This window comes from Actinophytocola sp. (assembly GCF_036555685.1).
Classification (GTDB): domain Bacteria; phylum Actinomycetota; class Actinomycetes; order Mycobacteriales; family Pseudonocardiaceae; genus Actinophytocola.
The window spans coordinates 22,498-35,976 of sequence record NZ_DATBKY010000230.1; the positions used below are offsets into that span (position 1 = coordinate 22,498).

At 70.5% G+C, this 13,479-nt stretch carries 9 protein-coding genes; 5 read left to right on the forward strand and 4 right to left on the reverse strand.

Annotated elements, in window-relative coordinates; all coding sequences use genetic code 11:
• The first annotated feature begins 7 nt into the window (after positions 1-7).
• Positions 8-1,294, forward strand: a complete 1,287-nt coding sequence (locus VH969_RS21835) for a M1 family metallopeptidase (RefSeq protein ID WP_331977114.1) — start codon at positions 8-10, stop codon at positions 1,292-1,294.
• Here the strand turns inward: VH969_RS21835 and VH969_RS21840 are convergent, their stop codons facing one another.
• Both VH969_RS21840 and VH969_RS21845 read right to left on the reverse strand, forming a co-directional pair.
• A complete protein-coding gene (locus tag VH969_RS21840) occupies positions 1,295-2,965 on the reverse strand; it encodes a phosphoenolpyruvate--protein phosphotransferase (RefSeq protein WP_331977116.1) in 1,671 nt (556 codons plus the stop codon).
• Positions 2,966-2,994: 29 nt separating this feature from the next.
• Entirely contained in the window at positions 2,995-3,198 is a 204-nt protein-coding gene (locus VH969_RS21845) for a hypothetical protein (RefSeq protein ID WP_331977118.1), read from the reverse strand.
• A 33-nt stretch (positions 3,199-3,231) separates the two neighbouring features.
• Here VH969_RS21845 and VH969_RS21850 point away from each other — a divergent pair, with 33 nt between their 5' ends.
• The 4 genes from VH969_RS21850 to fxsT all read left to right on the forward strand — a co-directional run bounded on the left by VH969_RS21850 (position 3,232) and on the right by fxsT (position 11,341).
• Positions 3,232-3,654 carry an ATP-binding protein gene (locus VH969_RS21850; protein WP_331977120.1) on the forward strand — a complete coding sequence of 141 codons (423 nt, stop codon included), beginning with the start codon at positions 3,232-3,234 and terminating at the stop codon, positions 3,652-3,654.
• Positions 3,655-4,052: 398 nt separating this feature from the next.
• Positions 4,053-5,855 carry a VMAP-C domain-containing protein gene (locus VH969_RS21855; protein ID WP_331977122.1) on the forward strand — a complete coding sequence of 601 codons (1,803 nt, stop codon included), beginning with the start codon at positions 4,053-4,055 and terminating at the stop codon, positions 5,853-5,855.
• A gap of 10 nt (positions 5,856-5,865) precedes the next feature.
• Positions 5,866-6,933 carry an AAA family ATPase gene (locus VH969_RS21860; RefSeq protein WP_331977124.1) on the forward strand — a complete coding sequence of 356 codons (1,068 nt, stop codon included), beginning with the start codon at positions 5,866-5,868 and terminating at the stop codon, positions 6,931-6,933.
• A gap of 1 nt (position 6,934) precedes the next feature.
• On the forward strand, positions 6,935-11,341 hold the full coding sequence (gene fxsT, locus VH969_RS21865) for an FxSxx-COOH system tetratricopeptide repeat protein (RefSeq protein WP_331977126.1): 4,407 nt from the start codon (positions 6,935-6,937) through the stop codon (positions 11,339-11,341).
• On the opposite strand, the gene VH969_RS21870 is transcribed toward fxsT, so the two are convergent.
• Entirely contained in the window at positions 11,342-13,168 is a 1,827-nt protein-coding gene (locus tag VH969_RS21870) for an aKG-HExxH-type peptide beta-hydroxylase (RefSeq protein ID WP_331977128.1), read from the reverse strand.
• Positions 13,168-13,359: a hypothetical protein gene (locus VH969_RS21875; RefSeq protein WP_331977130.1), complete on the reverse strand. Its 192-nt coding sequence runs from the start codon at positions 13,357-13,359 to the stop codon at positions 13,168-13,170. Before VH969_RS21875 ends, VH969_RS21870 begins: the two co-directional genes overlap by 1 nt.
• Positions 13,360-13,479: the final 120 nt, after the last annotated feature.

Here is a 13,479-nt window from a genome sequence, read left to right on the forward strand (position 1 = left end):
TATCACGATGCCGATCCGGGAAGCCGACCTGCTGGGGCACGGCGACCCCGGCTACCGCGTGCGGCACTACGACCTCGAGCTGGCGTACAAGCCGTCCACCGGGCGGCTGTCCGGGACCGCGCACCTGTCCGCGGTGGCCGCCGACACCGTGCGGGCGTTCGCGCTCGACCTCGGCGCGTTCACCGTGGACCGGCTGACGGTCGACGGCAAGCCGGCGCGGTGGACCCACCGGGGCGGCAAGGTGCGGGTGCGGCTCGGCCGGGTGCTCCCGCGCGGGTCGCTGTTCGACGTGGAGCTGCGCTACGCCGGGCGGCCGGTGCCGGTGCGCACGCGGCACTGGGGCGAGCTGGGCTGGGACGAGCTGACCGACGGCGCGATCGTGGCGAGCCAGCCGGTCGGCGCGCCGTCGTGGTTCCCGTGCAACGACCGTGTCGCGGACAAGGCGACGTTCCGCATCGGGGTGACCGCGCCGAGCGAGTACACGGTCGTCGCCGCCGGGGTGCTCAGCTCGCGGACGTCCGCCGGGCGGAACAAGCGCTGGGAGTTCGTCCAGCACGCGCCGACCGCGACGTACCTCGTCACCGTCCAAATCGGGCGGTACGAGTGGGTGCAGCTCGCGGAGGGCCAGCACGCGGCCGTGCCACGCGCGCGGTTGCGGGCGTTCCGGCACGACTTCGCGCGGCAGCCGGAGATGATGGCGCTGTTCACCGACCTGTTCGGCCCGTACCCGTTCGAGGACTACGGCGTGGTGGTCACCGACGACGACCTCGAGGTCCCGGTCGAGGCGCAGGGCCTGTCGATCTTCGGCGCGAACCACGTCGACGGCCGGCGCTCCTTCGAGCGGCTGGTGGCCCACGAGCTCGCGCACCAGTGGTTCGGCAACAGCGTGGGCCTGGCGGACTGGCGCGACATCTGGCTGAACGAGGGCTTCGCGGCGTACTCGGAGTGGCTGTGGTCGGAGCGCTCGGGCGGCCAGCCGGCCGCGGCGATCGCGACCGTGTCCCGGTCGAACCTGGCCGGGCAGGCGCAGGACCTGGCGATCGGCGACCCACCGGCGCGCGACATGTTCGACGACCGCGTGTACCAGCGGGGCGCGCTGACCCTGCACGCCGTGCGCCAAGCGGTCGGCGACCGCGCGTTCTTCGCAACCCTCCGCGAGTGGACGTCGACCTACCGCCACGCCACGGCCACGACGGACGACTTCGTCGCGATGGCCGGCCGGCACACCGAGATCGACCTGGCACCGCTGTTCCGTGCCTGGCTGTACACCCCGTCCCTGCCGCCGGCGAGCTGACTACGTGGCGGCCCCGGCGACGGACCCGGCGACGGCGCGGCGGGCGGTGGCCGCGTCCGGCGCGTCGAGGGCCAGGCGTGCCAGGTACTCGCAGTCCGCGAACGAGCGGGCCGCCAGCGAGGCACGCACGGCCGGCAGCACCGAACCGGACATCGACAGCGACGTCACGCCGAGCCCCGTGTAGACCAGCGCCAGCAGCGGGTCCCCGGCCGACTCGCCGCACACGCCGACCGGCTTGCCCGCCGCTGCGCCCGCCCGTGCGGTCCGCGCCACCAGCTCCAGCACCGCCGGCTGCCACGGGTCCAGCAGGCCCGCCAGCTCGCCGTTCGTCCGGTCCGCGGCCATCGTGTACTGGCTCAGGTCGTTGGTCCCGATGCTCACGAAGTCGACGGCCTCGAGCAGCGCCCGCGCCCGCAGCGCCGCCCCCGGCACCTCGATCATCACGCCCGCGACCGGCAGGCCGGCCGACCGGACGGCGGCGGCGAACTCGGCCGCCTCGGCCGCGGTCGCCACCATCGGCGCCATCACCTGCACGTCCGCGCCGGTCTCGGCCGCCGCGCGGGCGACGGCCGCCAGCTGGTCGGCGAGCACCGCCGGGTGGTCGCGGGCGACGCGCAGGCCGCGCACGCCCAGCGCCGGGTTGTCCTCGGTGGCCAGCCCCAGGAACGGCAGCGGCTTGTCGGCGCCGGCGTCCAGGGTGCGCAGCACGATCTTGCCGGGTACGGCCGCGAACACCTCGGCGTACGCCCGGGCCTGCTCGTCGACGGTGGGGGCCGTCGTACGGTCCAGGAACAGGAACTCCGTGCGGAAGAGCCCCACGCCCTCCGCGTCCGCCACGACATCCGCGACGCCGCCGACGTTGAGCAGCAGCGGCACCGGACGCCCGTCCGCGGTGCGGCCGGGGCCGGTGAGCGAGGAGAGCCGGGCCCGGTCGCGCGCCGCCGCCTCGCGGACCTCCGGCACGGCCGCCGCGGCCACCACCGACACGACGCCGGTCGTGCCGTCGACCGAGACCGGCGTGGCGTCGGGCAGGTCGAGGATGCCCGCACACCCCACGACCGCGGGCAGCCCGCGTGCCTTGGCCAGGATCGCCGTGTGACTGGTCGGCCCGCCCCGGCGGGTCACGATCGCCAGCACCCGCGGGCCGAGCAGCGCCGTGTCCGCCGGCGACAGGTCCTCGGCGATCAGCACGTACGGCTCCCCCGGCGCCGGCAGGCCAGGCATCGGCAGCCCCAGCAGCCGCGCCACCGCCCGGTCGCGCACGTCCGCCAGATCCGCGGCGCGCTCGGCGATGTAGCCGCCGATCGCCGCGAACGCCTCCTGCTGCTCGGCCACCGCGTCGGTGACCGCCCACGCCGCCGGCCGGCCCGCGTCGACGCGGCGCGCCACCGCATCGGCGAGCGTCGGGTCCACCGCCATCATCGCCTCGGTGTCCAGCACCTCCGACGCCGTCCCCGCCACCTGCCGCGACAACCGGGTCAGCTCGTCGGCCACGAACCGCAACGCCGCCGCCGCGGCCGACACCTCCCCGGCCGGGTCGGCGACCGGTGGCACGTCGGCGGGCAGCGTCGGCGGCGGGGACATCCGGTACACCGGCCCCGCGGTCCGGCCCGGGCTCACGCCAAGGCCCGTGAGGCCATCGGCGTGGCTCGTGTGCGGCTCGGACGTCACTCGACCATGATGGCCCCGTGTACCCGAGATCAGCGACCCTGCGCCACGGCCGCGACCGCCGCGTCGACCGAGTCGCAGCCCCGCGGCTCCGCGGTCCGTTCGGCCGACGACGTCCAGTTCAGCGGCAGGTCGCCGGTGGCGCCGCGTGATTCGCCGGTCCTGACCGGCGTGCATGCTTCTCGGGGGATCGGGTAATCCTCGTTCCACGCGGAGCGATGGTTGAAGATCGGCATGTGAAGATCGGCACGGGGCGAGGGACGGAGATCATGACGGATGAACCGGCGGAGGTTCTCGTCATCACCGGCGAGTTCACCGAGCTCGCGCGGGTTCGCCGGTGGGCCAGACAGATGCTGGCCGACCTGGACGAGGACACCTTGATCGACGCCCTCGCGGTCGTCGACGAGCTCACGTCGAACGCCCTGCGGCACGCCGAGGCACCGTTCCGGATCAGCCTGCGCCGCGCGCCCGGCACGCTGCGCGTCGAGGTCGCCGACGGCTCCACCGAGCACGCCGCCCCGCGCACCCCCGGCCAGGACGGTGGCCGCGGGCTGCTGCTCGTCAACGCCTACACGCGCGGCTGGGGCCAGGAGGTCCACCCCGACGGCAAGATCGTGTGGGCCGAGCTGGACCTCGCCGGCGCGTCCCCCGAGGCCGGCCAGACGGCGGCCAACGCCTCCACCTCCGGCTAGCAGTTCCCGAACGGCTCGACCGCGGCGAGGAGTGCCCGCGTGCGCGTGAGGTCGGCGAGTGTCTCGGCTCGGCGCCGGCGGTAGCCACCGCGGCCGTGCGGCAGGACGCTTCGCGGCGTCGCCGAGCTCGACGGCGGGGTCCACAATGGAGCGTTCGGGTCCGGGCGGGGTTGAACGACCCATCCGAGCCGCCGCCGGCCCGGATGAGGAAGCGGTTGCGCGCCCGCTCGGCGTCCGGCTCGACGACCGCGGCCCGCCCGGCGGTGACGTCGCGTACTCGGATAAGACGAAGATGCCTGTGTCAGGTGACACAAAGTCGATACGCTCGGAAGTCCGACAATCATGGGGTCGGCAGGTTCGGCGAGCCGGCTCCGGTACGACTGGGGAGGGACGGGCTCGTGTCGCAACCGTCGCCGACAGAGCACCGGACCATTGTCGTCGTCGACGTAGCCGACTTCACGAATCCGGACCGGAATGTCCACGACATGTTCGCGATGCACGAGGGCCTGTACGACATCCTCAAGACCGCGTTCGCCGATTCCGGTGTCGATTTCGACTCCTGCACGCACGAGGACCGCGGTGACGGCGCGCTGGTCCTCGTCCCCGCGCACGTGTCGAAAAGCCAGCTGGCCGACCGGCTTCCGGACCGGCTGGTGGCCGCACTTCGCCGCTACAACCACACCCGGAACGAGACAGCGCAGTTCAAGCTGCGGGTCGGAGTACACGCGGGTGATATTCGCCGGGACGACAACGGATGGATCGGCAACGCCGTGAACCTGGCATTCCGTATTTTGGAGGCCGGCGAGGCGAAATCCGCGCTCGCCGAGTCCGACGGGCTGGTCGCGCTCATCGTGTCGGACCATTTCTTCAGCGAGGTGATCCAGCAGGACCCGGGCACGGCACCCGACCAGTACCGCCGGATCCCGGTCCAGGTCAAGAAGTTCACCGCCCAGGCGTGGCTCCGGCTGCCGGGCAGCAATTCCGCGCCGGCGCCGGGCGGCACGCAACCGGACGACGTCATTCCCGCGATAGACGCGGAACTCACCGACGAGAACGTTCTGGGCGTGGTCCCGACGGCGGAACTCCAGAACCTGCGTACCTGGCTGGCTCGCATCGAGGTTCCGCACCTCGCTACTCTCGTCAGCCGTGCCGCCGGCTCAGCGATTCCGGTTCCGCGCCGCAGCTCGGCGTGGGACGTGTTCGTCTATCTCGCCGACTTCAATGCGGGGCCGGACGGCGTCCCACCTGCGTTGTCCTTCCTGCAACTGCTCGCGGCGGAAGTGGATGACGCGGTCGGCGGCAACGTGATGGCGTGGGTGGACCAGCAGGCGCACCGCCTCCGGCTCGGGCCCGCTCTGGCGGACCGCCGGTCCAGCCGGGTACCGATTCCCGCGGAGCCGCAGCTGCGCCTGCTGATCGCGCTGGAACCCGACTCGATCGACCCGGCACGCCGTTGCGTGCTCTCGTTCTGGCGGCAGGACGATCCGCGGGAGTGGCCGCCCACCCGCGGCGGTGTCCTCGAGGTGAGCGTCGACGAGCTGGAATATCGCGTGGACGACGTGATCCTCGACGCCGAGCGGGTGTGGTCCGGCCAGGGGGTCTCCGCCGCGGTCGAATTCCTCCTCCCCCGCAGCCTCCTGCACCTGCCCATCCGCCGGTGGCGCAAGGAACACGATTCCGGCGAACCGCGGCCCCTCGCGTTCGACTATGAGCTGACTTTTCGTTCGCTGGAAAGAATGCGTGCGACCCACTGGCACCGCGCCTGGCACTTGCGTGCGGACTCTATGCTGAAAGACCCGTCGGTGAACCGAATTCACCCGTTCGGGCCTATGCAGCTCGAGGAGCGCCCTATCGATGCCGTGCTCAGCGACCCCCATTGGGTCGGCCTGGTGATGGCCGAACCACCGCCGGCACAACAAGAACCGGACGACGGACCGGACGAGCTGACGGCTGCGTTCCGGGCCGGGCTGCCGCTGATCTTCTGGCATCCCGCGGCGGGCGCCGAGGATTTGCGCGAACTCGTTCGCTGGCTTCTCGAGGGCGAAAACGGATTTCTGGACCTACCCGCACGTCACAAATCAGCTTGCGTGGCGTCCGCTTTACCGTTCAATGACAGTCTGGCTCGCGATTTGGTGGTAATGTGGGACGATCCCAAACGTCTAATCGTTCTCGACCAACCGTCAATCCCGACTCAACGGTAGGGGGACGCGGATGAGCGTGAACGAACATGGCGCACAGGCGACGCCGGAACAGCGGTTCGTCGCGCCCGACTGGTGGATCTACCGGGGCACCGGCCGCCCGTTGCACGACATCGACCTCACCCGGATCCTGCCGGCGCCACCGCCGTGGCGCGACTTCCACGGCGGCCCACTGCCCGAGCACGACGTGCCACCCGACGACGACGGCGAGTCGAGCCGCCGGCTCGGCTCGGAGTTCCACCTCGCGGACCGCGACGTGGATCCGCACGAGCTGAACATGGTCAACGCGGCGCTGTACCTGCGCCGGCCGCTGCTGGTGACCGGCAACCCCGGCACCGGGAAGTCGAGCCTGGCCTACCGCATCGCGCGGGAGCTGGGTCTCGGCCGCGTGCTGCGCTGGCCGATCACGAGCCACACCTCGCTGGCGTCGGGCCTGTACGGCTACGACGCGATCGGCCGCGCTCAGGCGGCGGCGACCGGCGGCGGCCGGGAGGAACCGCCGATCGGCGACTTCGTCCGCCTCGGTCCACTTGGGACGGCGTTCCTGCCCGGCCGGCTGCCGCGGGTCCTGCTGGTGGACGAGCTCGACAAGAGCGAGGCCGACCTGCCGAACGACCTGCTCAGCATCTTCGAGGACGGCGAGTTCGTCATCCAGGAGCTCGCGCGCGTCCGCAACCGGACGCCGAACGTCACGGTGCACACCGCCGACCCGAACCGGACCGCCGAGGTCGTCGACGGCCGCGTCGGCTGCCATGCGTTCCCGGTCGTCGTCATGACCAGCAACGGCGAGCGCGAGTTCCCGCCGGCGTTCCTGCGCCGCTGCCTGCAGCTCGAGATGCAGGATCCGAACGTCGAGCAGCTGGCCGCGATGGTGGCCAACCACCTGCTGGATCCCGGCGGCGAGCACCGCGACCGGCTGGTGGCGGAGTTCGCCGCCAAGGCGCGGGAAGAAGGTGGCCTGCCCGCCGATCGCCTGCTCGACGCCGTGTACCTGGCCACGTCCGGCGCATACCAGCCGGACGACGTGGCGTGGGGCCGGCTCATGGACGCCCTGTGGCGCCGGCTCTCGGCGGTTCAGTGACGTGGCCAGGCCCGCCGGTGCCCCAGACCCGCGTCCCACCGCACCGGCGGGACCGGCGAACACCGCGTCGACGGCCGGCCGCCTGGACCTGACCGACCTGACCGCGACGGACATCGCGGACATCCTCTGGCTGGCATCGGCCATCCGGCCCCCCGACACCGGGCGGCCGCCACCTGAACCCGGCCCGCCGCCGGACCTGCCGCCGGTGCCCGAGTTCGACCCCACCGACATTCCCGCGCGCGACGAGCCCGCACGGAACTCACCGCCCCCCGACGACATCCCGGCGTCCAGCCCGCCCGCGGCGCCCGACGAGCCCGCGGAGCCCGTCCCGATCGCCGGCCTTCGCCTGCTGCCGGGTGCCGGAAAGCGCGCGTCGGCGGTGCGTCCGCGGGATTCGCTGGCGTATTTCCGGGCGCTTCGGCCCTTGAAGCGAAAAGTACGTGCGCAGCGCGACGACGCGATTGCTCTCGACGAAGTGGCCACCGCCGAGCAGGCGGCGGAAACCGGGCGCTGGTGGCCGATCGTCAATCCGGTGAAGGAACGCTGGCTGGATCTGACCATCGTCATCGACAACAGCCCGTCGATGCAGTTGTGGCAGTCCCGGATCACGACATTCATCGGTTTTCTCGAACGTGTCGGCGCGTTCCGAACAATTCAGCTCCGGCTCCTGGAGACCGCGAAACTGGACGGCGGCGCGCAGACCCTCGTCCTGCGCGGCGGCACCGAGGACGCCCCGGTGCGCGACCCCGCGGAGATTCTCGACCCGTCGGGCCGGCGGGCCGTTCTCTATCTCACGGACGGCGTCGGCGACTCATGGCGGCCGGACGTGCTTTTCCCCGTACTCGCGCGGTGGGGCCGCACCAGTGCGTTGTCCATCGTGCACCTGCTCCCCCAATGGCTGTGGCGCCGCGGCCGGTTGCCCTTGCACAAGGCGCACATCACCACCCCGGCGGGCCTGCGCCCGAACTCCCGTTGGCGCGTCGACCTTCCGGACGCCTGGCTCGAACCCGACCCGTCGTCGCTAACGCCGCCCGGCACCGTCGCCGTCCCGGTACTCGAGCTTCAGCCGCGCTGGCTTCGGTGGTGGGCGGGCCTCCTCACGGGCGAGCACGGCGCGGCGGACGGCACGGTGTTACTCGCCGCCGAACATCCCGAACCGCAATCCCCCGACGCCATGTCGGCGAATGAGCGGGTCCGGCATTTCCGCAGCCTGGCCTCACCACCGGCACAACGCCTGGCATCGCTTTTGGCCGCGCTGCCGGTACGCCTTGACGTGGCCGAGGTGATCCGCCAGCATTTCGTTCCCGAAGCGGGGCCGGAGCACCTGTCCGAGCTTCTGATCGACTTGCTGTACGCTCCCGGGCTGGCGGAAGAGGGGTCCTCTTGGGACACCAAGGCGTTCCTCTTCCCCGAGGCAGTCCGTGAATTGCTGCTCAATGGCGCCCGGCGGTCGGAGACCGCCGGGGTCGTGCGAGTCGCTGCCGAGCGTTTTGGCTCTCGGATACCGGTGCTCGGCCAAATCCGGGACGCCATTGCCGACCCCGACAACACGCCGGACCCCGTGCTCACTCACGAGAACTCGGCGGACGTCGCCCTGGAGAGTGCCGTGCTGCGGGCACTCTCCGGTCCTTACCTGTCCAGAGCGGACCGGCTCCGAAACGCCGTTCTGCATGAGGCCGCGCCTGCTTCTGAATCCATCAAGAAACGAAGTGCCGTGGCCGACGCCCCGACCAGTGGGAGCGAGAACATGACCAACGCGGCCGAGCGCCAGAACGAGTCCTCAGGCACCGCGACGACGGTCCACTCCGCGCCGGAGGACCATCCCGCTCGGCACGGCGAGTCGGCTCTGGATACCGCCACCACGCCCATGGCCCATCCGTCCTCGACGCACACCCGCTTCCGCGATCGCCAGCGTGACGAGCCACCCCCGGTCTGGGGCAACGTTCCACCACGCAACCCGAACTTCACCGGCCGCGACGAACTGCTCGAGCAGCTGAGCAAACGCCTGACCGCCGGCGGCACCACCGCCGTCCTCCCCTCCGCACTGCACGGCATGGGCGGCATCGGCAAGACCCAGATGGCGGTCGAGTACATCTACCGCCACCTGCAGGACTACGACCTCATCTGGTGGATCGACGCCGCCCGCACCACCCAGATCCGCGCCGGCTTCAGCGAGCTCGCCCGCCAACTCGGCCTTCCCGTCGGATCCGAGGCGCTCACCGCGGTGTCCGCCGTCCGCGAAGCCCTACGCACCGGACGCCCGATCCGCCGCTGGCTACTCGTGTTCGACGCGGCCGACAGCCCGGAGGCCGTGCGCCCGTTCTTCCCCACGAACGGTCCCGGCGAAATATTGATCACCTCGCGAAACCCGGACTGGGCGGGTGTGGCTCGACCGTTGGAGCTCGCGGTGTTCAAGCGCGACGAAAGCATCGAACTGCTCGGCAAGCGCGGACCCGAAATCGATCGTACCGAGGCGAACCAGCTGGCCGAGAGGCTCGGCGACCTCCCGTTGGCGATCGAGCAGGCGGCGGCCTGGCGGGCCGTCACCGGAATGCCGGTGCCGGAGTATCTCCGCTTGTTCGACGAGTCGGTTGCCGAGATCCTCGACACCTCCACACCGTCGGACTACGAACTCTCGGTGGCAGCCGCGTGGAACGTCTCGTTCGACGAGTTGCGGAAACGAAACCCGGCCGCGCACCAGATTTTGCATATCTGCGCGTTCTTCTCACCGGAGCCGATTTCACGGGACCTGTTCAACGGCGCGGGGCGGGTATCGATATCGCCCGAACTCGACGACGCGTTGCGCGACTCGATCAAGGTGGCCCGGGCGATACGTGACATCAACCGGTACGGGCTCGCCAAGATCGACCACGGCCAGAACACGATTCAGCTCCACCGGCTGGTTCAACTCGTTCTCCGCAACCGGGTGATGGCGCCTCAGGTGCAGGCGCAGATGCGGCACGGCGCGCACCAGCTACTGGCCAGCCTCGACCCGAACGATCCCGAGTCGAGCCGGCACTGGCCGCGGTATCGCGAGTTGCTTCCGCACGCCTATGCGTCGGACATCGTCGACTGCGACGACAGCTGGGTACGCCAGCTGGTCATCAACATCATGCGCTACCTGTTCCAGTCCGGCGACCACGACGAGGCCTGCCAGCTGGCGCAGCGCGCCCGGCAGGGCTTCACGGACAAGCTCGGCCCCACGAACCCACAGACCCTCGAGGTGTCGTCCCGCCTCGGCCTCTACCTCTGGGCGCTCGGCAGGTACAAGGAAGCGGCGGAGCTCAATCAGCGCACCTTGGCACTTCACCGGGAGGTTTCCTCCGAGGAGACCGAGGAGACCCTCGCCCTGCAGACGAACATCGTGATCGATCTTCGGGCCCAGGGTGACTTCGCCGTCGCCACCGAGCGAAGCGAAGAGATCTACCTCAAGTCGAAGCGCCTGTTCGGCGAGGACGACCCGGAGACCCTGCAGGCCGCGTTCCAGCACGGCCTCAGCCTGCGGCTGCTCGGGCGTTACCGGGAAGCGGCCGCGCTGGACGCGGAAACCCTGCGCCGCAGGACCGAGGTTCTCGGGCCCGATCACCTGAAGACGTTCAGCACGAACGCGTCGCTGATTCTGGACCTGCGTGAGGCCGGCGAGTACGTGCGCGCTCGCGTCGAGCAGGAGCGGGTCGCCGCGGCGTTCAAGGCACGGTTCGGCGATGACCGGCCGGACTCCGCGTTCGTGACGTTCCATCTCGCTGTCGCGCAACGCAAGCACGGCGACCACAACAGCGCGCTTGCGCTCTCGACCGCCGCATTCGATCAGCTTCGATTCATGCGAGGTGACGACCACCCGGCGACGATGGCGTGCGCTCTGGGCCATTCGATCGACCTGCGGCACGCGGGCGATCTGCCGGGCGCGAGGAAACTCGGCGAAGAGACCTTCGAGCGTTACCGCCGAATCCTGGGCGAAAACCATCCGCACACGCTTGGCGCGAGTGTGGACCTGGCCGTCACGTTGCGGCTGCTGGGCGAGCTCGACGAGGCTCGAACGCTCGACGAACGCGCGCTCGAGCAACTCCGTGCCGGCATCGGCCCGGATCATCCCTATGCCATTGTCACCAGCATCAATCTCGCCAGCGACCTGGCCACCCTGGGACACGCCGACCGGGCCTTCGAGCTCGGCAAGGACGCGCTCGAGCGCGGCACCCAGGTGCTGGGCGAGAACCACCCGACGGTGCTGGCAGCGGCGCTCAACGTCGGCCTCGACCTACGCGCCATGGGCCGGCCGGAGGAAGCGGAACCCTATGTGGGTCCGACGGTCGACAGGTACCGGAAAGTGCTCGGCGAGGCCCATCCCGGCACGAAGGCCGCCGTCAACGCCGTGCGAGCGGACTGCGACATCGACCCGATGATGATGTGACTAGCCGGACACCAGCTGACCGATCCACGCCGCCAGGCGCTCAACCTCTGGCGCGCCGGACGGTGTGACCCGCAGTTCCCGGTGCACGGCACGCACCAGCTCAGGGCGGTGTACCAGGGCACGGGCCGCCGGGCTCGCGCCGCGCGCGCGGAGCGACAGGCCGAGCCCGACAAGCGGCCCCGGCTGGTCGGGACTGCGGGCGAGCTGGTTTCGGTAGCCGCGTGCCGCGTCGTCGTAGCGGCCGAGCGCGTACTCGTGGTCGGCCTCCGACGCGCCGGGGACGGCCGGCCACGTCTCGGACAGATTCGCCTCGGGATCCGTGAGCCGGAGCCGGACCAGATCGATTCGCGCGGGCGACCAGGTGCCGTCCGGGACCGGGGTCGGCGGAAGCTCCGCCACCTCCGACATGACGGGTGGCCGGGTGTCCGAGGCCAGCCACGAGTTCCGCAACTTCGCGACGACAGCCGGGTCGGGCCGCAGGTGCCGGACCCGCCACCCCGCGTAATGATCGAGTGCGGCCGCCTCTGCCCGCTGGGTCGCGGGGACGGGTAACGGCTCGTCCCGCCAATCACCGAGTCGCGCCGCGATGCCCGCGACGAACCGACGACCCGCCGTCGTGAGACTTGGATCGTCCCGCAGGGAACGCACGGTCCGCCACGTCTGGCTTCGCCAGTACGCGAACTCGAACGCGGCACGGCGAGCCGTGCACGCGTTGGCGGACCGGGCCATGGCCCGCCAGAACGACGTGACACCGAAGAACGCGTAAGCACCTTGCAACGCACCGCTCAACGGGCGTGGGTCGTCCCGCCAGGCGACGTAGAACCGTTCTCGCGGGTCGTCATCGTGCAGGCGAGTCAGGTGCAGGATGCCACCCAGGACGACGTGCAGGTATTCGTGGATCAACGTGCTCGCCAGCGACGCGCCGTCCGACGGCAGGCTCACGAGGGCACTGCCGAATGCCTCGCCCGTCGACGCGCTCGGGTTCCGGAACATCACCGGTGGCCTCGGCACGAGTGTGTCGAGCCCGGAGGGCATCATGTCGGCGAAGTCCGGGACGTGCTCGACGATGTGGCACCACGACTCCTCGAGCAGCGTTCGCCACCGGGCGAGCTCCGCAGCGGTCAGGCGCTGCGGTGGCACCGGTTCGTACAGTCCCCGGTAGGGATCCACGTCTTCCAGGCGGATCGAGAAGATGTGCCGGCCGATCCGCATCCGGCTTCGCCGCACCGCCCACCAGCCCGGCGCATCCGATCCGGGTTCGTCGGGCAGCCGGACCTCACCCTGTTCATTGCCTACGACGTAGGCACCGGCGACCCCGCGGACCTCGGCCACCGCGCACGACGTCGGGGACGGAAGCCTTGCCAGACCGAGCGAAGGCAACACCACCCGCCCTTCCCACGCGGGTACGGGGATACTGAAGTCGATGCCGGCACGGACCCCGGCCGCGGCCGCGAATGCGTGCATGTGCCCCAAGTGCATCCACAGAGGACAGACGCCGTCGATGCCGTTGCGCAACAGTCGCGTCGTGTAGCCAACCCAACTGCCGACATACGGATGATCGAGCAGCCTGTCGAGAATGCCGGGTGCGACGGCCTCGACCCTGGCGAGCAACTCCCAGACGGCGTCCGGTGCGGGCAAGGGGCCGAACAACTCCGGCGACTTCGCCGAGCCCTGCATCAGGGCGTGCAAGAGGAGCTTTCGCCTACTCCGTTCCGCCAGGCGCAGCCGGCCTACCATCCTCGCATCGATCTCGAGCCGAGCAAATGCGTCCAGGTCCCGCCACGGCAGGTGGTGAAATACGATGCCGTCCCCGCTTGGGCCGCGCATCAATCGATCCGCTCGCCGTCCCCCTGACCTGAGCTCGGGTATCGGGCGTGGACATGCCTGGTTCGTTCCACGACATGGCGTAGGGATTTGCGCAGGAGCTCGGTCTCCAGACCGCGCAGCATGGTGAACGGGACGGCTTCCAGGTCGATCAGCTCGGATCGGATGTCCGGTTCGGCGCTCGACGAATTCATGGATTCCCCTCCACCCGCAACTCGGCCAGTGCGAGTAATACATCATCTCGCAATCGCCGATCTTCGGGTAGGGCTGATAGTTCCCACTTCCCAGTGCGGTTGCACGTGCAGGTGGGCAAG